This is a genomic window from Paenibacillus sp. CCS19, assembly GCF_033239625.1.
Taxonomy (GTDB): domain Bacteria; phylum Bacillota; class Bacilli; order Paenibacillales; family Paenibacillaceae; genus Paenibacillus_T.
Map to the genome: position 1 here is coordinate 145,593 of NZ_BTCK01000006.1, position 26,061 is coordinate 171,653.

The window sequence follows — 26,061 nt, forward strand, 5'->3', positions numbered from 1 at the left end:
AAGCGGTAGTCCAAAAAGTCCGTTTTTGATCACGAAGCATCACAAGAAGGGAATTCGGCATCTAATCTTGAATGAAGCTGTGCACGCAGCACTACACTACACTACGCTCCGATCCTCATTCCCCGCTTGATCCAACCTTCTCGGTGCTGAAAACCGAACTTTTTGAACACGCATTTATGTCCTATTTGACCGGTGCGTGCTGTTTGCGACCTGGAATTTCGCCAGTCGCTTCGAAGACGCGTACGATTTCGTCGATTTCTTTCTTCAGTTCGGACAGCAGCTCGGCTTCCGGCACTTTACGGATCATCTCGCCATAGCGGAACAACATGCCTTCTCCGCGAGCGCCTGCAATGCCGATATCTGCTTCGCGCGCCTCGCCTGGACCGTTAACGGCACAGCCGAGCACGGATACTTTGATCGGCACTTTAATCTTCGAGATGTACTCTTCTACCTCATTCGCAATGGAGAACAGGTCGATATCAAGACGGCCGCATGTTGGGCAAGAGATGAGTGTCGCTGCGTTCGTGATGAGACCAAACGTCTTCAGCAGCTCGCGTGCAACCTTCACTTCTTCTACCGGATCGGCACTCAGACTGATACGCACGGTGTTGCCGATGCCCATTGCGAGCAATGCGCCGATACCTGCAGAGCTCTTGATCGTGCCTGTATGGAGCGTACCTGCTTCCGTAATGCCAAGGTGAAGCGGATATTTGATTTTCTCTGCAGCCATCGAATAAGCCGCAATCGCCATCGGCACGTCAGATGCTTTGAGCGACACGATAATATCGTGGAAATCAAGCTCCTCGAGAATACCGATATGGAACAGAGCGCTCTCAACCATTGCTTCAGGCGTCGGATAACCGTACTTCTCCAGCAGATGGTTCTCCAGCGAACCAGCGTTAACGCCAATTCGAATCGGAATCCCTTTCTCCTTACAAGCTTTCACGACAGCTTCAATCTTCTCGCGGCGACCGATATTCCCCGGATTGATACGTACTTTATCAATGCCATTCTCGATCGAAAGCAATGCAAGACGATAGTCGAAGTGGATGTCGGCGACGAGCGGAATATGAATCCGCTTCTTAATTTCTTTGATCGCTTCCGCCGCTTCCTTGTTGTTGACCGTTACGCGAACGATCTGGCAGCCCGCTTCTTCCAATCGCAAAATCTCTGCAACTGTCGCTTCAACGTCTGCTGTCTTCGTCGTACACATACTTTGAATGATGACTTCGTCGCTGCCGCCGATCGTCAGTGGACCAACCTTAACCGGCACCGTATCCTTGCGTAAATACATGAGCCCTTCTCTCCCATGAACGTCAAAGTCCACCCGTCAGACAGCCCAAAAAGCCGCATAACGGGTGGAAACTCCGACGGTAATATATGGATCGCCTAGCGTTTAGGCGCTCTCTTCTTTCTTCTTGCCCTTCTTAGGCGTCAATTCCGGCATAATCTTCTCGTTCACAACCTGCTCCGTGATGAGGCAGTTGCTCACGTCATCGCGGGATGGCACTTCGTACATGACCTCGAGCATAATGCCCTCGATAATCGCGCGAAGTCCGCGTGCGCCTGTGTTCCGCTTGATCGCTTCGCGGGCGATCGCTTCCAGTGCGCCCTTCTCGAATTCAAGCTTCACATTGTCCATCTCAAGCAGCTTCTGATACTGCTTGACGAGCGCGTTCTTAGGCTCGGAGAGAATACGAACGAGCGTCTCCTCATCGAGTGGCTCCAGCGAGGAGATAACCGGCAGACGACCAACAAACTCGGGAATAAGTCCGAATTTGAGCAAGTCTTCTGGCAGCACCATCGACAGGTACTCGCCTGGCTTCAGCTCTTTGCTGCTGTCACCAGCCGTGTTGAAGCCGATAACTTTCTTGCCGATTCTCCGTTTGATCAGCTGCTCCAGACCGTCGAACGCACCGCCGCAGATGAACAGAATGTTCGTCGTATCGATCTGAATGAACTCTTGATGCGGATGCTTGCGTCCACCTTGCGGCGGTACGGAAGCGACCGTACCTTCGAGAATTTTCAGCAGCGCCTGTTGTACGCCTTCGCCCGAAACGTCGCGTGTAATCGATGGGTTCTCGGATTTGCGAGCTACTTTATCAATCTCGTCGATGTAGATAATGCCGCGTTCCGCTTTCTCCACATCATAATCAGCCGCTTGAATCAGCTTGAGCAAAATGTTCTCAACGTCTTCGCCGACATAACCGGCTTCCGTCAGCGATGTTGCATCCGCAATCGCGAACGGTACGTTCAGAATCTTCGCCATCGTCTGCGCGAGCAGCGTCTTACCAGATCCGGTAGGACCTACGAGAAGAATGTTACTCTTCTGCAGCTCTACGTCTTCCAGCTTGTTCTGCGAATTGATGCGTTTGTAGTGGTTGTAAACCGCTACAGCAAGCGACTTCTTCGCGCTGTCTTGACCGATAACGTAGGAGTCAAGAATGGCACGAATGTCTTTGGGCTTCGGAATATCTTTCAGATCGAGCTCTTCCTCATGGCCGAGCTCCTCTTCTACGATTTCCGTGCACAGCTCGATGCATTCGTCGCATATATAAACGCCGGGACCGGCGACAAGCTTCCGAACCTGCTCCTGCGATTTGCCGCAGAACGAGCATTTCAGCTGGCCTTTCTCATCGTTGAATTTAAACATAGAATCACCCTTTCTATAGTGACGTTACCACCTTATCAATCAAACCGTACGCTACGGCTTCTTCTGCTGACAGGAAGTTGTCACGATCGGTATCGCGCTCGATCTTCTCATACGGCTGACCTGTGCGCTCTACATAAATCTGATTCAGCTTCTGCTTCGTCTTAATGATCCAATCAGCGTGAATCTTAATGTCCGAAGCTTGACCGCGAACGCCGCCAAGCGGCTGATGGATCATGACTTCGCTGTTCGGCAGCGCGAAGCGCTTGCCTTTCGCGCCTGCAGTAAGCAGAAGCGAACCCATGCTTGCAGCCATGCCGACGCAGATCGTCGAGACGTCCGGCTTAATGAACTGCATTGTATCAAATATACCCATACCAGCGGTGACTGAACCGCCCGGCGAGTTAATGTACAGATGAATGTCCTTCTCAGGATCGTCGGCCGCCAGGAATAGCAGCTGAGCGATTATAGAGTTTGCAACATCATCATCTATTGCGCTGCCGAGAAAAATGATCCTGTCCTTTAACAGCCTTGAATAAATATCGTAAGAACGTTCTCCACGATTCGTCTGTTCGACTACGATCGGTACTAAATTCATGCGACCAACCTTCTTTCTTTAGGCGGAATGGTTACTTCCTTATATTATCACGTCGCTGCGCGGCTGTCATTTTTGAAGTAACAGTCGATACTACAGTATACGACGTGGCACTGCCGATATGTACGGGGAATAGCCTTATAGAGGCAGTTCACAAGCCCCTCTTTAACCGAACTTGATGAACGCACACTTATTTATGTTACGCGCGAGTGCTGCAATAAGTTGCAGCGATATGTATGTACTAAATTTATTAGGTATGTATGCTAGTGGAAAAATAAGGCACGTTTCAAAGAACGTGCCTTACTCTCATATGAAGCCAGGGCCGGCATGTAATGCCTTAGGCGTTAACTGCTTCTTTGCTGTTTTCAAGAAGGAATTTAACCGTGTTGCGAACTGCAATGTCATCCTTCAGGTTGTCCAAGTTGCCATTGCGCGTGAAGATTTCACGCAGCTCTTCCGCTGGGCGATTGTACGCTTTAGCAAGCGTCTCGAGCTCTGCGCTAACTTCTTCATCGGATACTGCGATGTTCTCTGCCTTCGCGATTGCTTCGAGCACGAGGTTGTTGCGAACGCGTTTCTCAGCGTCGCCCTTCATTTGCTCGCGAAGCATAGCTTCGTTCTGGCCGGAGAATTGGAAGTACAGCTCAAGGTTCATGCCTTGCATGCGCAGACGGTTCTCGAAGTCCTTCAGCATGTAGTCCGTTTCCGTACCGATCATAGCTTCAGGGATAACAACTTCAGCCGCTTCTGCCGCTTTCTCAACGACAGCTGCTTCACGAGCGCCTTCAGCTTCTTTCACTTTGCGCTCTTTCAGTTTGCCTTCGAGATCTTGCTTGAACTCAGCGAGCGTATCGAATTCGGATACGTCCTTCGCGAACTCATCGTCAAGCGCCGGCAGGCTCTTGCGTTTGATTTCGTGCAGTTTCACTTTGAATACAGCTGCTTTACCAGCCAGGTTGTCCGCATGGTAGCTCTCTGGGAACGTAACTTCTACGTCCTTGAAGTCGCCTGTGCCCATGCCGATCACTTGATCTTCGAAGCCTGGGATGAACGAACCGGAGCCGATCTCGAGCGAATAACGCTCGCTCTTGCCGCCTTCGAATGCAACGCCGTCGACATAACCGTCGAAGTCGATAACAGCGATATCGCCGTTCTCAACCGTACCTTCGTCAACAACGTTCAGCTCAGCGTGACGCTGTTGCAGACGGTTCAGTTCTTCGCCGATTTCCTCTTCGGAAACTGCTGCTTCTGCTGCTGGTACTTCAATACCTTTGTACTCGCCGAGTTTCACTTCCGGCTTAACCGTTACTTTCGCAGTGAACTTGAACGATTGGCCTTTCGCGAATTGCTGTACATCGATGTCAGGACGGTCAACAGGAATGATGCCCGTTTCTTCGATTGCTTGCGGGTATACTTCTTGCAGCAGGATGTCTACTGCGTCTTGATACAGCGATTCAACGCCAAAACGTTTCTCGAACATCGCGCGCGGCACTTTGCCTTTGCGGAAGCCTGGAACGTTAACTTTCTGAACCACTTTCTTGAACGCTTTATCTAGCGCCTCATTAACTCGTTCCGCTTCAACCTCAACGCTGAGCGAAACCAGATTCGTGTCTATTTTTTCCCAAGTAGCTGTCATGGCTTGCAGTCCCCTCCAACATTACGCAACTCAATGCGAAAATCTCACGTTTAATAAACCATTCTATTATAATCAACATCCAGCTAATTATCAAGACTCGTAACTGCCCCCAAATGGACCGTACCCTATTACTTGTCGAAGTGCACGGCACGCCTGCTCATAACTGAAGCGCATGGGCTCAGAAATGCCGTACGCCTCGCGGGTCGCGTCATCATCGGCTTTACCGTATACGGTAATGAGCAGCGTTAGGTGCAGCGCCGCCGCCCAGCAGTCAATATTATAGGTTTCATTTTCCAGCATTCGACGGTACGCCGAAGTGCCATATAAATATTGAAGCAAATCTTTCCATAACTCGCGCGCAAAATGAGGCAGCGTCGGATCATCGGAATCCACAGATGATTCCACCCGCTCAAGTGCCTGAATGACGGGATCGGGAAACTCTTCTAATGACAGCGGCGTGCTCTCAATGTCGAGATCAACCCGTTCGTCCATTCGATTAAGCGTAATCGTCCCCGATGCGCCATGACGCTTCAAGCATTGCAGCGCCTTGAATTGTACCGCGGGATGAACCGCCTCGGTGGACAGCCATTCCATAATCGCAGGAGCTACATCTGGATGATCCAGATGAATAGCACGCTCAAGCGCAAGCATCTGCTGATCGGGCATCGGGTGATGCTGAATAATGTGCAGCACCTGCTTGACGTAGGACTCGTCCAGCTCGCTTGGCTTCAACGCACTGCGGCGCATCTCTTCTTCTTCATCCTCTTCCTCAACAAACAGCTCTCCGGCGCCTTCCGGGAAAGCGACATCCAGCCATGAGAGCAGGTTGCCCCATTCCTCATAGTGCCGCTCGTCTTCGCCTTTGCATTGAAGAAGAAAGCGAATCAGCTTCTTAGCCTCGCCATACTGCTCAGCCTCCAGCATGTGCGTCAATTGGATCTGATAATGATCGAGCATGCTAGGAAATAAATAAACGTTATCTCGATTGCCTTCCTGTGGTTCTTCGTTATTCGTAATGATAGCACCGCCTTGCAATGGGGAAAACCGAAACAACGGGTCGGCTTCGCCAAACTTTGGTTCATTATACCATGCCGTGCGGTGAAACACACGAAGCCCCAATCTTATCTCTCACTGCAGCCGAAAGTTCACTATTGCAGTACTGTCCGTTTTTTAAGTGCTTTAAACGAATCAAAGTGAAGTTTGGGTACGAAAACATTGGCTGATGAATCATTCAGAAACCAAAAAACGCCCGATAGCCTTAAAAATCAAGGCATCAGACGTTTAGGAAAGTATCCGAGGATACCGACATTCAATGAAGAACGTCCCGGAAGGGATTCGAACCCCCGACCGACGGCTTAGAAGGCCGTTGCTCTATCCTGCTGAGCTACCGGGACACGAGGCTTTTATCATAGCATAGCAGATCTCGTCAGCGCAATGCCTTTTCTCAACTTTTTAGCAAATTGTGTGAGCGAATTTTTCTTTAACAACCCTCTAAATTAGCATTTATGTTAATTAAATGACATAAATGCAATCTATTGTTATATTAGGTTTATCGTTGGCCAACGGCAGAACAAACTCGGAAGGATGTGTTTTTGATGAAAATAACGTTTTTTGAAAGCGAATTGTCCATTTCCGTTTCAATATTCGCCGCTGTTCCTTAACGTAGATGAAGGAAGGATAGCTGAAGTTAGCACTGGAAGACGTTGCATAAGCGTAGAAATAATAAGTTTCGCCGCTCGTAAGGTTAATGTTAATTGTGGATGCAGAGCCGCTCTGCAATTGTGAGCCAAACAAGCAACCCGCCTTATTGAAGACGGGTTGCTTTATTTTATGCCATTCTGCCAAGCAATCGGCTTATCGCAGCATCAGACTCATGCAAGACAGCGGACTCATCGATTGTCTTCATCACTCTTGCTCGCATCACAACGCGCCCGTCGATCCACACCGTATCCACATCGCCGCGTCCAGCCGCATATACGATTCTCGAATAAAGGTCCGCTTCATAAGAAGGAAAGGCGTGAAATTTGTTCAAGTCGAGCAGCACCAGATCTGCCTTCTTGCCAACCTCGATCGAACCAATCTCCCGCTCCAGCCCAAGCACTTCGGCTCCACCTATCGTCGCCATTCGCAGCACGGTCCTTGCATCCATTGCGGTAGGGCCATGCTGTACTTTATGAATCATCGCTGTCAGCTTCATCTCCTGGAACATATCCAGGTTGTTGTTGCAAGGTGCCCCATCTGCGCCAATACCAACTTGCACGCCGCTGCTCAGCAGTCCCGGTATGGAAGCGATGCCGGATGCAAGCTTCAGATTCGACCCCGGGCAATGGGTAACCTTTGTCCCCGTCCGCCGAATAATCGCGCGTTCCATGTCATCAAGCCAGATCGAATGCGCTAATACCAATCGGGGAGAAGCAAGGCCAAGATGATCCAAATAGACGATGTTCCGCATGCCCGTCTCCCGTTCGACCAGTTCGATTTCGCCTTTATTCTCCGACGCATGCGTATGAATAAGCACGTTGCGCCGTTCAGCCAAGTCACGCACTTCGACTAACAGACGTTCGGTGCAAGATACAACGAATCGGGGGCAAAAGGCATACTGCAGCCGTCCGCCATCATAACCGTGCCATCGGTCTAGCAGTGCCACGCTGTCGGCCAGCGAACGATCCGTATCCTCTTGCAGAGCGATTGGAATATCGTCACTCGTTCGGTCCATCATCACTTTGCCGCTGATCGCACGAATACCGCTCTGGGCCATCGCTCGGAATGCCGCATCGGTATGATGCACCGTCTCCATATCCAGCAGTGTCGTTGTCCCGCTCTGAATCAACTCGCCGATGCCGAGCATCGCCGATATGTATACCGATTCATCGTCATGAGCAGCTTCCAGCGGCCAGATTCGAGTCCGAAGCCAATCCATCAGCTCCATATCATCCGCTCTGCCGCGAAACAAGGTCTGGCACAGATGCACATGCGTCTGGATGAAGCCAGGCAGAAGCAAGCGTCCCTTCGCCTCCACAACCTCATCGGGTACAAAATGCTCATCCTCATTGCCTATGCCCACGATTCGATCATCCGTTATTCGAACATCACCACGAATAATTGCTCCTGCGGCATTCATCGTTACGATACTAGCATCCCGTATTAACGTATTCCCCAAGCGTTTCCCCTCCCGCTTATGGATCATCCAACCTTTATCCTAATATTGTAAGCTATGCAGCAAAAGGAGCGCCAATATCTTAGGACACAATTCCTATCCGATATCAACGCTCCAATTGCCTTCGCGAAACCAGTATCAATTACCCTTGTTCTTGCCCCTATAAGCCATAATCGTGCGATACATGGAGAGATCATTCAGCCGCGTGAATGGTTTGATCTGCGGCCTCGTGTTCACTTCCAGCAGCCAGATACGACGCTTATCGTCTACGGCAATGTCCAACCCAAGCTCGATACATTTGGTATACGTGAGGGTATAACGTTTCGCGATCCGCAGTGCAAGATGATCAATCGAGCCCTTGAGCATACCGGTCTTACTCGCAGACATATTCGCACCAAATACTTGCTGGTACGGGTGAATCGACGCGCCTTGGCTGCCGTTCGTTACGATTCTACCAGGCGCTGCTACACGAGCGAGAACGCCTGTGACCCGCCAAGCATCTTGCGAATTTCTACGCTGCGTTACGACGCGCAAGTCGAATCTGCTGCCGCGATACTTCATCAGATTGATCCCGCGCTGCACGAGGTAGCTGCCCGATTTTTTATACGAGCGAATCAAGGCAATCAGTTGACTAATAGAAGAAACATTCTTGCGCTGCAGCTTATAACGCCACTCATACTTATTCGCTGCCAGCATTCGAACACGCATAACGCCAACGCCTAATGCACCGACATTAGGCTTCACATAGACGGTACCGTACGTTCCAAGCATCCGTTTCAAGCTGGAGGCCGACAAGGTTACCGTCTTCGGAATCGCTGCCCGTACATGAGGATCACCGAGCAGGATTCGTGTTTTTCTCATTTTGTTATGGTCGAACTTCACCATGATCGTAGGTCGCCTCCGCTAAAGGGATGGTTTCTATAGCATATGTCATATAGGTGGTCCCATCGTGTGCGCAAGCCCATGCAGGTCCAATCGGACTGGCATAAGATATCCAATCGGGGAGGAATGTGCTTGAAAAATCGACATCTTAAAAGGCTGGCCGCTTTTTACGCGCGCCAATTTCCTTGGTATGCCAAGCTATTGCAATACGATCGCGATAGCTCAGCCGCCAGCGAGCCGCCCTATATGACTGCAGAGCTGTTAGAAAAGCACTACTACAGCGCTCCAGCACCAGAGGATCACTTCGTCTATCGCACTTCGGGAACGAGCGGCGGCGCTCGAAAGGCGATCCAGTATTCTCATGCCGATGAACGCCGCTACTTGCAAGTGAAAGTCCGTCTATTCGCCGAGCTCGCCGGTAATCGTCCCATTAGGCGGGCACTTGCTGATATGGGCACTGGACATGCTGCCGCTACAGCGCTCGATGTGTTCCGTACGCTCGGATGGGAGGCAGAAGGGGTCGCCTACAACGAACCGCTAGACGTACATGTCGAGCGTTTGACCACGGTTCGGCCTGACCTGCTCTATACGATGCCTTCACTGCTAGACCGGCTCGTCTGCGCGCTCGACAATCCCGCAGCACTCGGTATTCGCTGCATCGTTACCGTTGGCGAACCCGCATCGCCGCAGTGGCGCAGCGCGATGGCAGCGAGCTTCGGCCTGTCGGAAGCCGATGTCATTGACACGTTTGGATCGATCGAAGTCGGCACGATTGCGTGGTTCGATCACGAGGCTGGCTTTTATCGGCTCGTTGATGGCATTAGCGCAGAAATCGCGGAACCTGCTGCGTTAGGCTTGCATGATTCACTGGCGCCCGATGAGGGAGCGCTCGTATTGACCTCGACCATGCGCGCAGCCTTTCCTGCTATTCGTTTCGCGACTGGCGATGTCGTTAGAGGTTTCAAGAGAAGCGGAGAGGATGGAACAACGGCAACATTCGAGGCGATCGTGAGACGAATCGGACCGGAGCTCAAGCACGGCGAGAAAATCAGCATTCACGATATCGAAGCCGCTGTATTCGCACATGCCACCCGCATCCAAGCGCGAGCCGCATCGGATGGCAATCGGCTCGTCGTTTATTTGCATGGCCCTGATGCAACGCCAGAGACAGCACAACGAATAGAGGAAGAAATCCAACGGAAAGTGCCGGAGATCGGAGACATGATTCGCGGCGGCATGCTGCCAAGAATCGAAATGGTTCTAGCCACCAGCGAGAGCGAATTGCCCCAAGGGAGTGTGAAGCAAAAAAAATGGCATCGTCTAACCGATTCCGAATCGAGCAGCTAGAAACCGGTGTTCTTCGTCTTATCGGCGGAACGCCGCTCGTGCCGCTGCGCCGACTATATCCGGATGCACATGCGAACATTTATGCCAAGCTTGAAATGTATAACCCCGGCGGAAGCGCCAAAGACCGTCCAGCGCTGCGAATGATGCGTGAAGCGATCGCGGCAGGCAAGGTTGGTCCGAGTACAACAATTATAGAGTCCAGCTCTGGCAACATGGCCATCTCGCTTGCCATGATATGCGGCATTCTTGGCCTGCGTTTCATCTGTGTCGTCGATCCTCGCACAGCGGAGACGAATTTGCGCATCATTCGCTCTTACGGCGCAGAGATCAACTATGTAACCGAACCGGATCCAGCAACAGGCGAGTTCCTCCCTGCTCGAATCGCTCGAGTGAATGAATTGGTACGGCAGATTGGCGATGCATTCTGGCCGAATCAATATGGGAACGAATTCAACGCCGCTGCCCATCGTGATACGACGATGCCAGAAATCGAAGCTGCCATCGGCCGGATCGATATGCTGCTCGTCGGTGTAAGCAGCTGCGGCAGCCTGCGCGGCATGGCCGACTATGTTCGCAATAACGGGCTGGGCACAGCTGTTATTGGCGTCGACGCAGCGGGCAGCGTTATATTCGGCGGCCCGGGAAGCCGGCGTCTGCCAGGGCTTGGAGCTGGCATTGTACCGCCATTGTTCGCACCAGGTCTTGCAGACGGACATGAAACCGTAAGCGATCTGGACTGTGTCAGCGGTTGCAGACGATTGCTTCGCAAGGAATCGATTATGGTCGGCGGTTCAGCCGGAGGCGTCGTGACCGCACTGGGAAGAAGACTTGATCAACTGCCGTCAGGCGCTAATGTCGTCATGATTCTGGCCGATCGCGGCGACCGTTATCTCGATACGGTATACAGCGATGAATGGGTCAAGAAATGCTTCGGCGAAGAAGCAGCGGCAAGATTGGCAGCTGAGCGCTGATATGCTGTATTTGAACGAAGAGGATCTGCTCGCGCTTGGAGCAGATTGGAGCAGATTGGCCGATACGGTCACGAATGCGTTGTCCAGCATGTCCGCCGGCGATTATGTCCAGCCGCTTAAGCCCTATTTGCGTTTCAAGAACCCTGCCAACCGAATCATTGCAATGCCTGCCTATATCGGCGGAGCCTTCAATGCAGCCGGCATCAAATGGATTGCCAGCTTCCCAACGAATCCATCCTTCGGCATTCCTCGCGCGCACAGCGTCGTCGTACTCAACGATGCGGCAACAGGCCAGCCGGTCGCATTCATCAATAGTCCGTTGCTGAGCATCATGCGAACAGCAGCTGTCAGCGCAGTGATGCTAAGACGATGGCTGGAGCTGCCGGGCCAACACCATGACCGACCGCTCAACGTAGGACTCATCGGCTGCGGTCCAATCGGTCAATGGCATGCTCGAATGTTGACGGTCATTCTTGGCTCGCGGCTTGGGAAACTGACAACTTATGATTTGTCTCCGGATCGTGCACGCCAAGCAGCGTCGACCGCAGGCAGCGCTGGAGCGGTCGCTGCCAACTGGGAAGAAGCTTACTGCGGATCGGACATTATCTTAACGTGCACCGTTTCCGGCAGCCGCTATATCGATGCCCCTCCTTCACCTGGCAGCCTTCTGCTTCATGTATCCTTGCGAGACTATCAGCCTTCGGCGCTCTCCTCAATCGAAACGATCGTCGTCGATGATTGGGACGAGATTTGCCGCGAGAATACCGATATCGAGCAGATGCATCTGACAGCCGGTTTGGAGAGGGAGCAGACAATTGCGCTCTCGGAAGCTGTATTTGGCGACAAGCTGCTATCGATGCCGAAGGAAGGCTCACTCTTGTTCAGCCCGATGGGCATGGCGATCTTCGATATCGCCGTAGCCGCCTACACGGTCGAACTTGCACGAGACAGAGGAATCGGACTCGAATTGAAATAGCCCCTTATAGAGATCGTTGAACTCGAACTTATAAGAAACAAGGCTGCCAACCGAAATCAGCGTTCGCTGAGCATCGGTTGGTAGCCTTTCTTAATTACTCCATTACCCCAAATGGTTCTCTTCGATAAACTGCCGCGTCTCTGCGGTCCCCAACTCATGCAGCAGATTGTAAATTTGATTAATAATCGCGTTGGTTCCCCCGCTCAACGCACGATCGTCGTTGGTCTCATACGGATGGCGGGTAAAATGGAACGCTTCGGCTTCGTCCATGCTCGAATATTCGCCGAACAGCTCCTTCAGCTTGTTCACCTCGTCCGCATTCGCCTCAATGACAAGCTCGTAAGAGGCTGCATGCTGATCCTCGAGCACTTGCCCTGCACCTACGGATACATAATAGGTTCGGCGTTCGCCAGCATCACCCGCAGCGTGATCATGGCTGCGATCGTGATTATGGCCATTGTAATGGGTATGGTTGTTGTGCGACATCAGGAATAGCCCCCTTCCTTCCTCGTCCGGATGACGGACACTCTTCTCTAGCTTCCCCCTATGGACAGACATTTTATCCTATATTTCCGCATATAACTGGTATTATCTCGACAAAATAGACAACTGCCGTTCCCCCCGGCCCTTGTGCCAGTTGAACCGCAGGATGCGGACGAGCGAGCAACAACAAACAACATCCTGGAGAGAGGGATGAATTAGTATGTGTGGTATTACCGGTTGGATCGATTGGAGCCGTGATCTGACGCAATTCAGCGAGCAGCTCGAACGGATGACAGAAACGTTGGCCCCTCGTGGTCCGGATGCAGCGGGTACATGGATATCATCCCATTGCGGCCTCGGGCATCGCAGGCTGTCCGTCATCGATCCGGAGAATGGTGCGCAGCCGATGATTCGCAATGAGGGCGAGCGGAAATGCGTAATCGTCTATAACGGCGAGTTGTATAATGCGCTGGAGCTGCGGGCAGATCTGGAGAGCAGAGGCAGAACGTTTACGACGAACTGCGATACTGAGGTGCTGCTGGTCGCTTATATGGAATGGGGCAAAGCGTGCATCGAACGATTCAATGGCATATTCGCCTTCGCAATCTGGGATTCCGCAGAACAGCATCTGTTCCTTGCGCGGGACCGGCTTGGCGTCAAGCCGCTCTTCTATAGCGAGGGAGAAGGCAAGTTCATGTTCGGATCCGAGCCCAAAGCGATACTTGCGCATGACGAAGTGCCTGCGCGCGTAGGTGCCGAAGGATTAGCCGAGATCTTCATTGTCGGACCAGCGCGAACGCCAGGCCACGGCGTCTACAAGCAGCTCCGCGAGCTGCGTCCTGGACAATGTATGACCGTAAGACGCGAAGGCAATTCCATTCGCACTTATTGGAAGCTGGAAAGCCGGCCGCATACAGACGATGTCGATGCAACGGCAGCGCGAGTAGGCGAACTGCTGCAGGATACGGTGGAACGCCAGCTCGTCTCCGACGTGCCCGTATGCACGCTGCTGTCCGGCGGACTTGACTCAAGCGCGCTCACTGCGCTTGCGGTCCGTTATTATCAAGGCACGGGACAGGGCAATATCCATACGTATTCCGTAGACTATGTCGATAATGATAAACACTTCAAGGCGCATGCTTTCCAGCCGAATGCGGATGCTCCGTGGATCAAGCGAATGAGCGAGCATCTCGGCACCATACATCACAACATCCAATTCGATACGGATGAGCTGGTAGATGCTCTGCGTGCGGCCACGCTCGCACGCGATCTGCCGGGTATGGCGGACGTCGACGCTTCCCTGCTGCTTTTCTGCAGGGAAATTAAGAAAGGAGCGACCGTCGCTCTGTCAGGCGAGGCGGCAGATGAAATTTTCGGCGGCTACCCTTGGTTCCATCGCGATGAAGCGTTAAACGCCAATACATTCCCTTGGTCGCTGGCTACCGGCATGCGAGCGGATCTGCTCAATCCGGAAATCGCCGACTGGCTTAAGCCTCAGCAATATTTGGCCGACCGTTACGCCGATGCAGTTGCAGAGGTGCCGCATCTGAATGGCGAAGACGCGGCTGCGCAACGGATGCGTATTATGTCCTATCTGAACATTACGCGCTTCATGCCGACGCTGCTCGACCGGAAGGATCGGATGAGTATGGCGGTTGGTCTCGAGGTGCGCGTTCCGTATTGCGATCACCGTCTTGTCGATTATGTGTTCAACATTCCCTGGGAGACGAAGACGGCAAGCGCTCGCGAGAAAGGGATCCTGCGCAAGTCGCTGACTAACGTTCTGCCCGACGACGTGCTCTGGCGCAAGAAGAGCCCTTATCCGAAGACGCATAATCCGAACTATCTCGATGCAGTGCGCAGCCAGCTGCTTAATGTGCTGGATGATCCTAGCTCGCCGCTGCTCCAGCTCATTAATGTGAACAAGGTGCGGGAGATTGCCGCGTCGGCCGATGCAAGCTCGAACATTCCATGGTTCGGCCAGTTGATGAGCGGACCGCAGCTGTTCGCCTACTTGTGGCAGACCGATCTGTGGCTGCGTGAATATAACGTCTCTATCGGGTAATGCGGTGCAGGTGAAATAACATAGGTTGAGAAAAAGGCTGTTCGATCCAAGTCATGTGGTTCACAATGACTCGATCGAACAGCCTTTTTCATGTACTAATTTACCGAAGCTTCGCCAACAGCTCGCGAAGCGCTGCGCCGCGGTGACTGATTGCCTGCTTCTCTTCCGTCGAGAGCTCTGCCATCGATCGGCCGAGCTCCGGCAGCCAGAACAGCGGATCATAGCCGAAGCCGCCCGATCCTTTGGCACTTGAAAGAATGCGGCCCTCTACTGCGCCTTCCGCATCAACGAACGACCCGTCCGCCGGGTCATACAGCGCCAGTGCGCACCGGAATTGACCACCGCCGAATAAGGTTACGCCATGCGCTTCAGCAGCAGGCACGTCACCTAGTGCACCTGCTAGCTTGGACAACTCGCGAAGAAGCTTCGCATTGTTATCGGCATCCGTCGCACCTTCCCCGGCATAACGTGCGGAATAAACACCTGGGGCGCCGTCAAGCGCATCGACGCATAGACCCGAATCATCGGCCAATACAGGAAGATTGAGCGCGTCGCCAATGATCTTCGCCTTCTTGCGGGCATTCGCTTGGAATGTCTCCCCGTCTTCCACGATCTCCGGCAGGCCCTCGTAGTCACGCAGGCTGCGTACCTCTAAGCCAAGCTCCGCGAATGCATGCGCGAATTCTTTCACCTTGCCGGCATTGCCAGTTGCGACGACAACGACTTGTCCAACCGCAAATCTCATGCTTTGCCCCCGATCTTCTCGCCGATCGTTCCAAGCGCTTCGCGCTGCTTGTTGATCAGCTCGCCGATACCGGACTCCGCCAACGCCAGCAGATCATTGAGCTCTTGTCTAGAAAATGGCGAATCTTCGCCGGTGCCCTGCACTTCAACGAACTGGCCAGTCCCTGTCATCACGACGTTCATATCGACCTTCGCCGTCGAATCTTCCTCGTAGTTCAGATCGAGCAGCGGTGTCCCGTTAATAACCCCTACGCTGACAGAAGCGAGATAATCCGTAATCGGGTAACGGCTGAAATTGTGTTTCTCCGACAGCTTATGAATGGCAATCGCCATCGCGATGAATGCACCGGTAATCGACGTTGTACGCGTACCGCCATCCGCTTGAATAACGTCGCAGTCCAATGTAATCGTCCGCTCGCCAAGCGCCGCGAGATCCACGACGGAACGCAGTGCGCGCCCGATCAGACGTTGAATTTCCATGGTGCGTCCGCCCAGCTTGCCCTTCGCGGCTTCACGCTGGTTGCGGGTTTGTGTTGCGCGAGGCAGCATCGAATATTCCGCCGTGACCCAGCCTTTGCCCTGCCCCTTCATGAAAGGCGGAACCCGCTCCTCCACGGTCGCCGTGCAAATGACCTTCGTATCGCCGAAAGAAATCTCCACTGATCCTTCTGCATATTTGTTCACGCCCGTCGTGATAACAACGGACCGCAATTGATTTTGTTGACGCCCATCGGATCTCATGCTTGTCCTCCTAAAATTGCTTGCTTCGTAAATAGATGCTTAGCATCTTTTAACTGCCTTCCCCATTTTACCAGACACGTTGGATAAAATCGACCTTCGCTCCCGGATGTGCTGAGCACAACAAGATGGCTTCGCAGGAACTTTGTCCTGGAAGCCATCTGGCGATCGGTATAATTGAAGTTCAAAAAATCCGGTTTTCAGCACCGAGAAGGTTGGATCAAGCAGGGAATGAGGATCGGAGCGTAGTGATTTGCTACGTGAGAACCGGAAGTCGCAGCTTCATCCAAGATTCGATGCCGATTACCCCACTTGTAATGCTTCGTGATCAAAAGCGGACTTTTTTGAACTACCTCTTCGATTAAGATTTGAGGGCATTTACAAAGGAAGGACGAGTCACCGGCTCTGTCAACAGATTCGTTTCTCCGTTCAACGTAATCTGTACTTTCGATGCGCTCGCATTCGCATTCTCCGTTACGGAGAGAATGATCGCCTGCAGCATTTCATCCGGCTCCAGCGTTCCTTCCATAAACGACTCGTCTTGCAGATTGACCGTAATCATATTATCAGTCGGCACAACGCTCTTCACTTGAACATCCGGCGTCATGACGCCGATCAGCTGGCTTTGGCCAAGCGGTCCAGCGATCAATTGATCAATGGAAGCCTTCAGCAGATCATCCGTCCGGTTAATGAGACGCGTGACCGGTACATAATACATATCGCCATCCGGCGTCTCCGAAGAGAAGTACAGCGTGACCGGCACCGATTGTCCATAATCAACGCCATCGGCCGCTTCGAGGTTAATGCCAACCGAACGATCCAGCGGGCGGTCCAGCGGATACGCGCGCTCAGGCATCTCGGTCAACTTCGTTCCTTCCAGCATCAGCTCTACGCCAGACACATCCGGGAGCCCCGTCAGCGTCCACGCAATCGCCTCTACGATCTTCCGCTCATCGCCTGCGTTATAGTCCGTGAACGCTTGGGAGAAGTCGATCGTTGCCAGCTTCGTATCCTTCGACTCTGTATACTTAATGACCGAAGTTCCTTTCGGAAAAACGCCGGTAAATCCAGACGGCAGCTGATCCGCATAGGCACCTCCATCCGTCATCATCTCTAGCGCTTTTTGTCCCAGCTGCTCCTGGTCGCCTAAGGTTGTCCGAAGGGTAACAGGCGCCAGGTAACCATGCGAGTCGAGCAAATACACCGTCATTTGCGTTTCGCCTGTTTGCAGATCAATGCTTGCCCCTGTTTCACTGCTTGTTCCATTTTGCTGCAGGCTGCCCGTTGTCCCATTTTGTGTTTCAACAGGCGGAGGATCGATCTCCTGCGCTGTGTTTTGCGAGAAGATTCCGCAGCCAGCTGTCAATAGCGGCAGTGCGATAACTCCTGTCCATGCTGCCCGGCGAATCCAACGATTTCGATTCATATCCGTTTTTTCCTCCCATCATCTTCGCGCCGCGCCACGGCGTTATTGGTTCATTGGCTCGGTTTGTAGTACTATGTATACGAGCCCTCTGCTGTTTTAGACCAGTTTTGTCCATTCCATTGGACAAAGTTTCTTACTTGCCGACAGAGCGTTCTAGCGTCATATTATTTTCAATCTTCAACAGCACATGGAGGAGGCTATTGCACGATGTATAACACGGAGCCATACAGACTGAACAGCCGAGCGGTCGCTGAAGCGACTAGGCAATGGCTGACGAAGCGCGGCGTCTCCATTCAAGAAATTGCAGAGCTCGCTTACATGCTGCAGAAGGATTACTATCCTGAACTGACGGAAGAAGCATGCATCGAGCATGTAGAAGCGGTATTGTCCAAGCGAGAAGTGCACAATGCGGTGCTGACAGGCATTCAGCTCGATATGCTTGCCGAGCAGCGAATGCTGCTGCCTCCGCTGCAGGACATGTTGTTCCATGATGAACCGCTGTACGGCTGCGATGAAGTGTTAGCTTTATCGATCGTGAACGTCTACGGCAGCATCGGTCTAACGAACTTCGGCTACATCGACAAGCTGAAGCCTGGTGTCGTGAAGCGGCTCAACGAGAAGAACGGGCGCGATGTGCATACGTTTCTCGATGACCTCGTCGGCGCTGTCGCAGCAGCAGCGGCAAGCCGGATCGCACACCGGATGCAGGCCGACCATGAGAAGGCTGGGCCTCCCAATTGACTGACTGATTAGGCATACTTACGCTTACGCACAAAAAAAAGGCTGTCATACAGCAGGTTATGGCCTATAACCTGCTGTATGGCAGCCTTCTTCTATTGTTTATGAATCAATGGACCGTACACTGCTGTTCTGCACATGATTGCTGACTGCAGCATCTTTATCCGCTTTCTGAGTCGCCTTCCGGTTAATCATAATATTCCGGAAGTAAATAAATACGCTTGGCAGCTGACCGAGCAGGAAGACCGGATCTTTGCGATGAATCGCATACGCAGACAGGACGGCGCTGCCCAATATGCTGTACACCCAGAACGACAGCGGGATGACGGTCGCTTTCGCTTTCTCGCTGGCCAGCCACTGGGTTATGAAGCGCATCGTGAACATGATTTGCCCGGCAAACCCGAACACGATCCAACAAATTTGAGTTATCGACAGGCTGCCGAAGAAGTAGTCCCGCATTTATTGGCCTCTGACCTGATATCGAATAACCCGTTTTCTTAACCAGCCGATGACAATCGCATCCATCAATCCGACGAATGCACGATTGAAGACGCCGTACTTGGACACCCCATGCTGCCGTTCGCGATGCGACACTGCAACCTCAATCACTTTGAAGCCATTAATCTTCGCCAGCGTCGGCAGGAAGCGGTGCATGCCCTCATACAGATAGTAGCTCTCCGCCACTTCCCGCTTCATCAGCTTCATCGGGCAGCCCGTATCATAAATCTGATCGCCAGTCAGCCAATTGCGGACGCCGTTGCCGACGCGAGAGGATACTTTCTTCACCAGCGTATCTTGGCGTTTGACCCGTTTGCCGTTGACGAAATCCATCTGAGGGATGTACGGCATCAGCTTAAAAATATCTCGCGGGTCCGTCTGAAGATCCGCATCGATGAGCGCAATGAGATCACCCTTCGCATGCTTAAGGCCTGCATAGATCGCAGCCGTCTGACCGCAGTTCGAGACGAAATGAATAACTTGCACGAAGGGGTCTTCAACGGCAAGGTCATTCAGAATGCTGGCGCTCCGATCCTTGCTGCCGTCGTTGACGAGCACGATCTCGTAACTCTCCACCCGATCTTTAACTGCGCCGGTTATCGCCTCATGCAGCAGACGAATATTTTCTTCTTCATTATAAATTGGCGCTACAATTGACAGCTTCACCATTTACGTTCACCCCTGTACCATGTCACGAATCTTGCAATGCCTTCTTCAAAATCAGTTGTTGGATCATACCCGAACAGGCGGCCCGCTTTGCTCACATCTGCATACGTCTGCTCCACATCGCCAGGTTGATCCGGCAGCCATCGAATGTTCGCAACCCGACCCGCGTTGCGCTCCAGCGTCTGTACAAGCTCAAGCAGGGTGACGGTACGATGTGTGCCCAGGTTAACAATCTCATAGACTCGCTCTTCTTGTTCGACATAGTGAAGCGCGCCAAGTATGCCCTGAATAATATCATCGATATGCGTATAGTCTCGTCTCGAGGAGCCGTCGCCGTACAGTGTAAGCTCTTCCCCGTTGTCCAGCATTCTCATAAACTTGTGAATGGCAAGATCAGGACGCTGGCGTTCTCCGTACACCGTGAAGAAGCGCAGCATGACCGTATCGATTCCGAACAGGTGGTAATACGTGTGACCCATTATCTCGCAGGACTTCTTCGTCGCAGCATAAGGCGAGATCATTCGATCCACGACATCTTGTTCGGCGAAAGGAAGCTTCTTCTGATTGCCGTACACGGACGAGCTTGAAGCGCACAGCCATTTGCGGACTTGATGCTTGCGCATCGCTTCAAGGATATGCATCGTACCTTTCACATTCACTTCCTCGTAAAGCATCGGATCTTCGATGGACGGCCTTACCCCCGCCATCGCCGCTAAGTGAATGACGACGTCAATCCGCTCATCGGCGAAGACCGCATCGACTGCAGCTTGATCGCGGATATCCGCTGCGATCAGCTTATAGCGGCTGCTATTCACGATTCCAGGCAGCTGCTGCAGATCGGTTCGTTTGTCAACGCTGCGAAACGTTTTGTCTGCATTCGTGCTCTTGAGCACATTATCGATCTTTATTCTGTAATCATAGACATCATTGAAACTATCGATACATACAACGCGGTGGCCTTCATTAAGCAGCCGTTCGCATAAGTGGGAGCCGATGAAACCCGCCCCTCCCGTAACACAATAAGTCGTCATTTGGCCTCCTGCAGCGAATACACTTTAGGCTCCGCGTTGGCGCCGACGCCATAGTACGAGAATAACCGCTGGACGTCTGCATTCGCTGCGAACATATTTCTTAAATCAAATAGCGCTCGATCGCATCGCATACTGCTGGCTATTGCTTTCCAGTCGACTGTCCTGAATTGCGCCCATTCGGTCATAATTACGATCGCATCGGCATTCGCTGCACATTCCGCTTCACTGCTGCAATACTGGATAGCTCCGTTCAATTCCGTCCACATGCGTCTTGCCTGTCTCATCCCTTGCGGACAATAGACTCTGACAGACGCCCCTTGGTCAATCAGGCCTTGAATGATATCGCGGCTAGGCGCATCGCGAATATCGTCTGTGTCTGGTTTAAAAGAAAGGCCCCAAACGCCGATCGTCCTTCCCTTCAGCGTGCCATTGTACGAAGCCAGCGCCTCGCTGATCTTCGCTACCATCTTTTGTTTCTGTTTCTTGTTGGCTTCAATGGCTGCCTGCACGACGAACAAGTCCTCGCCGTTCCGTCTGCCTATGTCGACAACGGCTTCTGTATCTTTCGGGAAGCAGCTTCCGCCGTAGCCTGGTCCAGCCTGTAGAAAATGGGGAGAAATTCGGCTGTCGAGCCCCATTCCCACTGCAATGTCATCAATCTTAGCACCTACCTTCTCCGCCAATAGTGCAAGTTCATTGATGAATGAAATTTTGACCGCCAGGAATGAATTCGCTGCATATTTGACCATCTCTGCCGTCTCCTGATTCGTGTATAGAACCGGTACACCGCGCGCAATCTGAGAAGCATAAATGGTCTGCAGCATCTGTCTAGCAGCTTCTGAATCTGTCCCGATTACAATTCTCGATGGAGACATTGCGTCGCTAACCGCCTGTCCTTGCCGAAGAAATTCTGGATTGGATGCGACATCCACACGGAACGATGCGCCGGACGCTTGGAGCGCTCCATTGAGCTGCTCTGCTATACGGCTGCTCGCGCCAACGGGCAGCGTCGACTTGCAAACGATGACTTTATAGCCGTTCACAAACTTGCTGATCGTCTGCACGACGCCTTTCACGTAAGAGAGATCGGCGCTGCCATCCTTCTTCGATGGGGTTCCTACCGCTATGAAGATCACATCGCTAGACTGTACGACCTGCTGTGCATCCGAAGTGAACGACAGCGTGCCGCCCGCGATGCCGCGCTGGATCAGCTGCTCCAGGTCTGGCTCGTAGATCGAGGGCACGCCCGCGGTTAATTGATTTATTTTATGCTCGTCTACATCCATACATGAAACATTAAAACCATAACTTGCAAGAACAGCGCCATGGACTAATCCGACATATCCGGTCCCCATAATGCCGATGTTCATAAAATCCACCCCGTTGCGTGATAGAGGTAGTTCAAAAAGTACGCTTTTGATCACGAGGCTTCACGAGAAGTGATTTCGGCATCGAATCTTGGATCAAGCTGTGACTTCCGGTTCTCACGTAGCAAACCACTACGCTCCGATCCTCATTCCCCGCTTGATCCAACCTTCTTGGTGCTGAAAACCGTACTTTTTGAACTCGCATTATTAGAGGTAGTTCAAAAAGTACGCTTTTGATCACGAGGCTTCACGAGAAGTGATTTCGGCACATTTGCTGAAAACCGTACTTTTTGAACTCGCATTATTGCGACCCGTCGTTAACTTGAACATTCATTAATGAAATAATATATTTAGTTTAGTAACCTAACTATAATAATAATGAACAAATGGGCACAATTCAAGTATTATTAACTTATACAAATGCATGAGAGACAGGAGAATCTATGGACAAGAATGATTTGATACAAGCACTGCATGACGCGTTTTTACGCTTCTCCAAAGCCGAATGGAAACAACGTCCCGTCAGCGGATACAAGCGAAGTGAAATTAGAGTGCTGTTCTGCATTATGGAAGCAACCAAGAACGGAAATCGCGGCATGAAGCTGTCGGAAATCAGTAAGCGGCTGATGGTGACGCCGCCTTCCGTTACGCAGCTGATGAAAACATTAATCGAAGATAACCTAGTCGAGCGGACGGTCGACCCCGAGGACAAACGGTCTTTCGATCTCATCCTGACGCCGAAGGGGATGCAGATTGCCCAAGAAGCGGACGAGCATTTCAAACGATCGTTAGGCGGGCTGGCTGAACATCTCGGCGAAGAGCAGACCCTTCAACTCGCTGATTTGCTGACGAAGGCATACGATTACTATGCCGCCCGCAACCGAGAGCTTTGAGACTGCAAACCATAATGACTACGCCGTCGTAACAAATAAAAAACGTCCGGTCTCTCATCTTCCGATGAGAAGCCGGACGTTTCGTTTAGTTAAATGGCATGATAGATGTATTGCCCGTTCCGCTCTAGCAGCGTCACTCTTCCCTGCTTCTCCAGACGAACAAGGTGAGCGAGCGTCTCTGCCATCGCGAAGCGCAGGTTATGCATATTAAGGGTGATACGGCTGCCAAACAACAGCTCGCACATCGCGAAGCCGGTCGCCTTCGCTTCCGGCTGCTCCTGCAGCAAATCAATCATTTTGTCCAGACGGCGTTCGTGATGCGCAATAAGCCCCTCGCAGCGTCCAACAAAATCGGTGAAAGGCTCCCGATGACCTGGCAGCGCCAGCGCTACATCCAGCTTGCTCAACTGCTGCAAGCTGTCTATGAATGCTTCCAATGGATCCTCCGTTTCACCGGGTACGACACTCACATTCGGTGTGATGCCCGGCATAACCTGATCTCCGCATACGATCACTCGGCTTGCCTCATCATAGAACAGGATTTGGCCCTCAGCATGGCCATTGCCTTCGATTGTCGTCCAATCGATTCCACCGAGACGGAATGGCTGCCCCGCCTCCATGTAGGTGACTTCCGGATAGGGGGTAACCATCGGAACGAAGCTTTCCAGATTGTCCTTAATACCCTGCCTCAGCTCTGCCGGCATACCGTGCAGGCGGAACGTCTCCACTAATTGATCAGCCAGCGGACGATTCGTTCCCCACATGCGCTCGGCGTATCGATGTGAGGCGCGGCTTATCCATACCGGCGCTCCCGAACGCTGCTGGAACAACCCCGCAAGCCCGTAATGATCGGGATGCTGATGGGTCAGCACGATACGCGCGATATCACGAAACGTTAGACCATGCCGCTCAAGCACTAGCTCCCACGCAGCGATGGCTTCAGGCGTATGCAGCCCAGGATCAATGACGGTATATCCGCCATCAGGTTCCGGCACCAAATACGCATTCACATATTTAAGCGAGAACGGCAGCGGAACCTTTACCTGTATCCAGCCATTGTCTAGCACATTGGTTGCTGCTGTTATCTCATTTGCTTCTGATTGATGTTCATTCGTCATTATTCATCCGCTCTCCCGCTAATGATAAGCCGTTTCGATTCGGATCTGATATAGTTCGCGCCGTCATAGCTGCCAGCAGTGCGAGTTATTCGTAAGCCGGCCGCAGCAAGCGCCTCCTCGAACCAATCCAGTCCATACAGCTTCACACATTCTTCATAGTGACGCTCTTCCCCTGACTTCGTCACAATCGTAATCTTCTTGCATACCTCCCCGGACTCGATCCGTCGTTGCTCGCGTATCAACCAGCCCGTCTGCGTATCTACGTGTTCAGACAACGGAACGAGCTTACGCGATACTTCATCCGCGTTAAGAAAGTCAATGACGAAATAGCCGCCAGGGCGCAGCACGCGGCGCAGCTCAAGCAATACGCTCTTATTGTCCTGATCACTGAAGTAACCGAATGACGTGAACAGATTCACCGTCGCATCGAAGACGTTGTCTCCATATGGCAGCGACCGCATATCCCCCTGCTGCCAGCGTACATGCTCATTCACGTCATGCTCGCGCGCTTCTTCCAGCAGCGGCTGCGACAGATCAATGCCGCTGACCTGGTAGCCCATCTCAGCGAGTGCGACCGCATGCCGGCCCATCCCGCATCCGACGTCTAGCAGTGCAGATCCCTGCGGCAGTTGCAGCCAGCCTATTAGCTGTCTGACCTCTTCGATCGCCCGCTCCCAATTCCGATGTCTGTATACGACCATGTAATCGTCGCCGAAGCTCCGCTCGTACCATTCTTTCATCGATCGATCATCCTTCGTACAGGTTCATTGTACTTTATAATGGGCCGGAGGGGCAAAGAGGATACAACCTGCTCGCATGAGAAAAAAAGGGTTATCATGCCCGTATCGACATGATAACCCCTCTGTTTGGCATGTGCGTACAAATCGCTGCTGAACGGTTCGAACAGTGCGATACCTATGTTGTTGACGAGAATATCTACTTGCCCGGCAAAGTAACAAAGCATTGCTGTTGCTGTCAATCCATAAATTGAGTACGATGGAGTCATAATGTATGACTAGGGAATGGACTTCTACATAGGTTCGTTAGGAAGGCTGGTTTAAGCGAATGGTTACGATCTACGATATTGCGAAGCAAGCGAATGTATCCGCGATGACAGTGTCGCGCGTCATTAACAATACCGGACGAATTAGCGATAAAACAAGAGCCAAGGTCCGTCATGTCATGGAGGAATTGAACTATGTCCCTAATGCCATGGCCCGCTCGCTCGTCCTGCAGAAAACGAATATCGTTTCTCTGCTTGTGACGGATATTACCAATCCATTCTATACGACACTTGCTCGAGGAGCGGAAGATGCGGCACGCGCTCATGGCTACAAACTGCTGCTTGGCAACAGTGATGAGGATTTGATCAAAGAGAAGGAATATATCGAAACGATTCTGTCGACTCGCGTGGATGGGGTGCTGCTCACCCCTGCAAGCGACAATTCCAAGGAGCAGCTGGAAGCCCTCATGCGGCATGGTACGCCGTTCGTAGCCATTGACCGTGATGTGCCAGGCATCGTATGCGACGCTGTCGTTGGTGACAGCGTCGGCGGTGCCCGCAAGCTGATCGATCATCTCGTCGGACTTGGTCATCGCGTCATCGCGCTGGTCGGCGGCACATTCGATGTGTCGACCGCACGCGAGCGGCACGAAGGGTACCGCGAAGCGCTTGCAGCCAACGGTCTGTCTTACAATGAGCAGCTTGTATTCGAGACCGGCTATCGGCTGCACGATATGGAACACGCGGTAGAGCAGCTGCTCGCCGTCAATCCGGCTCCGACTGCTATACTGGCCGGCAATAACTTGCTTGCGCTAGGTTTGCTTCAAGCATTCCGACGCCGCGGCATCGAGACGCCCGGTCAGATGTCCATCGTCACCTTCGATTCCCTTGGCTATCGCGATCTCATTGATCCGCTGTTCACGACTGCGGAGCAGCCTGCTTATCAGTTCGGCGAGCTCGGCATTACGATGCTGATCGAAAGAATCGAGGGCAGAGCCGAAATACAGCCAAGACGCAAGGTACTGTCCAATGAGTTAATCATCGGAAGCTCCACCGGCGCGCCACAACCCGAATAGC

Annotated in this window: 24 protein-coding genes and 1 tRNA gene; 7 read left to right on the forward strand and 18 right to left on the reverse strand. The window is 52.3% G+C overall.

Annotated elements, in window-relative coordinates:
- Positions 1–181 precede the first annotated feature (181 nt).
- The 8 genes from ispG to SBI19_RS07305 form a co-directional block, all read right to left on the reverse strand.
- Positions 182–1,294: a flavodoxin-dependent (E)-4-hydroxy-3-methylbut-2-enyl-diphosphate synthase gene (gene ispG, locus SBI19_RS07270; protein ID WP_317966516.1), complete on the reverse strand. Its 1,113-nt coding sequence runs from the start codon at positions 1,292–1,294 to the stop codon at positions 182–184.
- A 102-nt stretch (positions 1,295–1,396) separates the two neighbouring features.
- Complete coding sequence (gene clpX / locus SBI19_RS07275) at positions 1,397–2,653, reverse strand: ATP-dependent protease ATP-binding subunit ClpX (protein WP_317966518.1); 1,257 nt, start codon at positions 2,651–2,653, stop codon at positions 1,397–1,399.
- 13 nt (positions 2,654–2,666) lie between these two features.
- Positions 2,667–3,248, reverse strand: a complete 582-nt coding sequence (gene clpP, locus SBI19_RS07280; protein ID WP_317966520.1) for an ATP-dependent Clp endopeptidase proteolytic subunit ClpP — start codon at positions 3,246–3,248, stop codon at positions 2,667–2,669.
- Positions 3,249–3,582: 334 nt separating this feature from the next.
- On the reverse strand, positions 3,583–4,881 hold the full coding sequence (gene tig, locus SBI19_RS07285) for a trigger factor (RefSeq protein WP_317966522.1): 1,299 nt from the start codon (positions 4,879–4,881) through the stop codon (positions 3,583–3,585).
- A gap of 90 nt (positions 4,882–4,971) precedes the next feature.
- On the reverse strand, positions 4,972–6,000 hold the full coding sequence (locus tag SBI19_RS07290) for a hypothetical protein (RefSeq protein ID WP_317966524.1): 1,029 nt from the start codon (positions 5,998–6,000) through the stop codon (positions 4,972–4,974).
- A 201-nt stretch (positions 6,001–6,201) separates the two neighbouring features.
- Positions 6,202–6,275, reverse strand: a tRNA-Arg gene (locus SBI19_RS07295).
- Between the two features lie 434 nt (positions 6,276–6,709).
- Positions 6,710–8,041: a 5'-deoxyadenosine deaminase gene (locus SBI19_RS07300; protein ID WP_317966526.1), complete on the reverse strand. Its 1,332-nt coding sequence runs from the start codon at positions 8,039–8,041 to the stop codon at positions 6,710–6,712.
- Between the two features lie 135 nt (positions 8,042–8,176).
- Positions 8,177–8,923, reverse strand: a complete 747-nt coding sequence (locus SBI19_RS07305; RefSeq protein WP_317966528.1) for a YheC/YheD family protein — start codon at positions 8,921–8,923, stop codon at positions 8,177–8,179.
- A 129-nt stretch (positions 8,924–9,052) separates the two neighbouring features.
- On the opposite strand from SBI19_RS07305, the gene SBI19_RS07310 reads away from it, so the two are divergent.
- Genes SBI19_RS07310 through SBI19_RS07320 form a run of 3 tightly spaced genes read left to right on the forward strand, consistent with a single transcriptional unit; the run spans position 9,053 to position 12,214 of the window.
- On the forward strand, positions 9,053–10,267 hold the full coding sequence (locus tag SBI19_RS07310; RefSeq protein WP_317966530.1) for an AMP-binding protein: 1,215 nt from the start codon (positions 9,053–9,055) through the stop codon (positions 10,265–10,267).
- Positions 10,231–11,238, forward strand: coding sequence for a 2,3-diaminopropionate biosynthesis protein SbnA (sbnA, locus tag SBI19_RS07315; protein WP_317966532.1), 1,008 nt, complete (start codon positions 10,231–10,233; stop codon positions 11,236–11,238). Before SBI19_RS07310 ends, sbnA begins: the two co-directional genes overlap by 37 nt.
- Positions 11,177–12,214, forward strand: coding sequence for a 2,3-diaminopropionate biosynthesis protein SbnB (locus SBI19_RS07320; RefSeq protein WP_317966534.1), 1,038 nt, complete (start codon positions 11,177–11,179; stop codon positions 12,212–12,214). Before sbnA ends, SBI19_RS07320 begins: the two co-directional genes overlap by 62 nt.
- A 102-nt stretch (positions 12,215–12,316) precedes the next feature.
- Here the strand turns inward: SBI19_RS07320 and SBI19_RS07325 are convergent, their stop codons facing one another.
- Positions 12,317–12,700, reverse strand: a complete 384-nt coding sequence (locus tag SBI19_RS07325) for a hypothetical protein (protein WP_317966536.1) — start codon at positions 12,698–12,700, stop codon at positions 12,317–12,319.
- A gap of 217 nt (positions 12,701–12,917) precedes the next feature.
- Between SBI19_RS07325 and asnB the strand changes: the two genes are divergently transcribed.
- On the forward strand, positions 12,918–14,762 hold the full coding sequence (asnB, locus tag SBI19_RS07330; protein WP_317966537.1) for an asparagine synthase (glutamine-hydrolyzing): 1,845 nt from the start codon (positions 12,918–12,920) through the stop codon (positions 14,760–14,762).
- A 100-nt stretch (positions 14,763–14,862) separates the two neighbouring features.
- Here asnB and rdgB read toward each other — a convergent pair whose 3' ends face one another.
- The 3 genes from rdgB to SBI19_RS07345 all read right to left on the reverse strand — a co-directional run bounded on the left by rdgB (position 14,863) and on the right by SBI19_RS07345 (position 17,670).
- The gene (gene rdgB / locus SBI19_RS07335; protein WP_317966539.1) at positions 14,863–15,507 is read right to left on the reverse strand and encodes an RdgB/HAM1 family non-canonical purine NTP pyrophosphatase; all 645 of its coding nucleotides are present in this window, start codon (positions 15,505–15,507) and stop codon (positions 14,863–14,865) included.
- A complete protein-coding gene (gene rph / locus SBI19_RS07340; RefSeq protein ID WP_317966541.1) occupies positions 15,504–16,247 on the reverse strand; it encodes a ribonuclease PH in 744 nt (247 codons plus the stop codon). Before rph ends, rdgB begins: the two co-directional genes overlap by 4 nt.
- Before the next feature lie 358 nt (positions 16,248–16,605).
- The gene (locus SBI19_RS07345; RefSeq protein WP_317966543.1) at positions 16,606–17,670 is read right to left on the reverse strand and encodes a GerMN domain-containing protein; all 1,065 of its coding nucleotides are present in this window, start codon (positions 17,668–17,670) and stop codon (positions 16,606–16,608) included.
- A 207-nt stretch (positions 17,671–17,877) separates the two neighbouring features.
- Here SBI19_RS07345 and SBI19_RS07350 point away from each other — a divergent pair, with 207 nt between their 5' ends.
- Entirely contained in the window at positions 17,878–18,411 is a 534-nt protein-coding gene (locus SBI19_RS07350; protein WP_317966545.1) for a phosphatidylglycerophosphatase A family protein, read from the forward strand.
- 99 nt (positions 18,412–18,510) lie between these two features.
- Here the strand turns inward: SBI19_RS07350 and SBI19_RS07355 are convergent, their stop codons facing one another.
- The 4 genes from SBI19_RS07355 to SBI19_RS07370 are packed head-to-tail and all read right to left on the reverse strand — an operon-like array spanning position 18,511 to position 21,973.
- Positions 18,511–18,867, reverse strand: coding sequence for a lipid-A-disaccharide synthase N-terminal domain-containing protein (locus SBI19_RS07355; RefSeq protein ID WP_317966547.1), 357 nt, complete (start codon positions 18,865–18,867; stop codon positions 18,511–18,513).
- Positions 18,868–19,575 (reverse strand): glycosyltransferase family 2 protein, encoded by a 708-nt coding sequence (locus SBI19_RS07360; protein WP_317966549.1) that lies wholly within the window; start codon positions 19,573–19,575, stop codon positions 18,868–18,870. It lies immediately after the preceding gene.
- Complete coding sequence (locus SBI19_RS07365) at positions 19,569–20,603, reverse strand: GDP-mannose 4,6-dehydratase (RefSeq protein ID WP_317966551.1); 1,035 nt, start codon at positions 20,601–20,603, stop codon at positions 19,569–19,571. Before SBI19_RS07365 ends, SBI19_RS07360 begins: the two co-directional genes overlap by 7 nt.
- Positions 20,600–21,973 carry a UDP-glucose dehydrogenase family protein gene (locus tag SBI19_RS07370; protein WP_317966553.1) on the reverse strand — a complete coding sequence of 458 codons (1,374 nt, stop codon included), beginning with the start codon at positions 21,971–21,973 and terminating at the stop codon, positions 20,600–20,602. Before SBI19_RS07370 ends, SBI19_RS07365 begins: the two co-directional genes overlap by 4 nt.
- Before the next feature lie 440 nt (positions 21,974–22,413).
- On the opposite strand from SBI19_RS07370, the gene SBI19_RS07375 reads away from it, so the two are divergent.
- A complete protein-coding gene (locus tag SBI19_RS07375) occupies positions 22,414–22,863 on the forward strand; it encodes a MarR family winged helix-turn-helix transcriptional regulator (protein WP_317966555.1) in 450 nt (149 codons plus the stop codon).
- An 89-nt stretch (positions 22,864–22,952) separates the two neighbouring features.
- On the opposite strand, the gene SBI19_RS07380 is transcribed toward SBI19_RS07375, so the two are convergent.
- Positions 22,953–23,981: an MBL fold metallo-hydrolase gene (locus tag SBI19_RS07380; protein WP_317966556.1), complete on the reverse strand. Its 1,029-nt coding sequence runs from the start codon at positions 23,979–23,981 to the stop codon at positions 22,953–22,955.
- The gene (locus SBI19_RS07385) at positions 23,981–24,721 is read right to left on the reverse strand and encodes a class I SAM-dependent methyltransferase (protein WP_317966557.1); all 741 of its coding nucleotides are present in this window, start codon (positions 24,719–24,721) and stop codon (positions 23,981–23,983) included. The genes SBI19_RS07380 and SBI19_RS07385 overlap by 1 nt, the downstream gene beginning before the upstream one ends.
- Positions 24,722–25,046: 325 nt before the next feature.
- Between SBI19_RS07385 and SBI19_RS07390 the strand changes: the two genes are divergently transcribed.
- Entirely contained in the window at positions 25,047–26,060 is a 1,014-nt protein-coding gene (locus SBI19_RS07390) for a LacI family DNA-binding transcriptional regulator (protein WP_317966558.1), read from the forward strand.
- The last annotated feature ends 1 nt before the right edge of the window (position 26,061 follow it).

What these genes read in the sequence shown, in the direction of transcription:
- SBI19_RS07350 (WP_317966545.1), top strand. Translation starts at nt 17,878, where the DNA reads ATGTATAACACGGAGCCATACAGACTGAACAGCCGAGCGGTCGCTGAA.
- SBI19_RS07385 (WP_317966557.1), bottom strand. Translation starts at nt 24,721, where the DNA reads ATGAAAGAATGGTACGAGCGGAGCTTCGGCGACGATTACATGGTCGTA.
- SBI19_RS07325 (WP_317966536.1), bottom strand. Translation starts at nt 12,700, where the DNA reads ATGTCGCACAACAACCATACCCATTACAATGGCCATAATCACGATCGC.
- SBI19_RS07320 (WP_317966534.1), top strand. Translation starts at nt 11,177, where the DNA reads ATGAATGGGTCAAGAAATGCTTCGGCGAAGAAGCAGCGGCAAGATTGG.
- clpP (WP_317966520.1), bottom strand. Translation starts at nt 3,248, where the DNA reads ATGAATTTAGTACCGATCGTAGTCGAACAGACGAATCGTGGAGAACGT.
- SBI19_RS07345 (WP_317966543.1), bottom strand. Translation starts at nt 17,670, where the DNA reads ATGAATCGAAATCGTTGGATTCGCCGGGCAGCATGGACAGGAGTTATC.
- SBI19_RS07305 (WP_317966528.1), bottom strand. Translation starts at nt 8,923, where the DNA reads ATGGTGAAGTTCGACCATAACAAAATGAGAAAAACACGAATCCTGCTC.
- rph (WP_317966541.1), bottom strand. Translation starts at nt 16,247, where the DNA reads ATGAGATCCGATGGGCGTCAACAAAATCAATTGCGGTCCGTTGTTATC.
- SBI19_RS07375 (WP_317966555.1), top strand. Translation starts at nt 22,414, where the DNA reads ATGGACAAGAATGATTTGATACAAGCACTGCATGACGCGTTTTTACGC.
- SBI19_RS07355 (WP_317966547.1), bottom strand. Translation starts at nt 18,867, where the DNA reads ATGCGGGACTACTTCTTCGGCAGCCTGTCGATAACTCAAATTTGTTGG.
- rdgB (WP_317966539.1), bottom strand. Translation starts at nt 15,507, where the DNA reads ATGAGATTTGCGGTTGGACAAGTCGTTGTCGTCGCAACTGGCAATGCC.
- sbnA (WP_317966532.1), top strand. Translation starts at nt 10,231, where the DNA reads ATGGCATCGTCTAACCGATTCCGAATCGAGCAGCTAGAAACCGGTGTT.
- clpX (WP_317966518.1), bottom strand. Translation starts at nt 2,653, where the DNA reads ATGTTTAAATTCAACGATGAGAAAGGCCAGCTGAAATGCTCGTTCTGC.
- SBI19_RS07365 (WP_317966551.1), bottom strand. Translation starts at nt 20,603, where the DNA reads ATGACGACTTATTGTGTTACGGGAGGGGCGGGTTTCATCGGCTCCCAC.
- SBI19_RS07360 (WP_317966549.1), bottom strand. Translation starts at nt 19,575, where the DNA reads ATGGTGAAGCTGTCAATTGTAGCGCCAATTTATAATGAAGAAGAAAAT.
- ispG (WP_317966516.1), bottom strand. Translation starts at nt 1,294, where the DNA reads ATGTATTTACGCAAGGATACGGTGCCGGTTAAGGTTGGTCCACTGACG.
- tig (WP_317966522.1), bottom strand. Translation starts at nt 4,881, where the DNA reads ATGACAGCTACTTGGGAAAAAATAGACACGAATCTGGTTTCGCTCAGC.
- SBI19_RS07380 (WP_317966556.1), bottom strand. Translation starts at nt 23,981, where the DNA reads ATGACGAATGAACATCAATCAGAAGCAAATGAGATAACAGCAGCAACC.
- SBI19_RS07370 (WP_317966553.1), bottom strand. Translation starts at nt 21,973, where the DNA reads ATGAACATCGGCATTATGGGGACCGGATATGTCGGATTAGTCCATGGC.
- asnB (WP_317966537.1), top strand. Translation starts at nt 12,918, where the DNA reads ATGTGTGGTATTACCGGTTGGATCGATTGGAGCCGTGATCTGACGCAA.
- SBI19_RS07390 (WP_317966558.1), top strand. Translation starts at nt 25,047, where the DNA reads ATGGTTACGATCTACGATATTGCGAAGCAAGCGAATGTATCCGCGATG.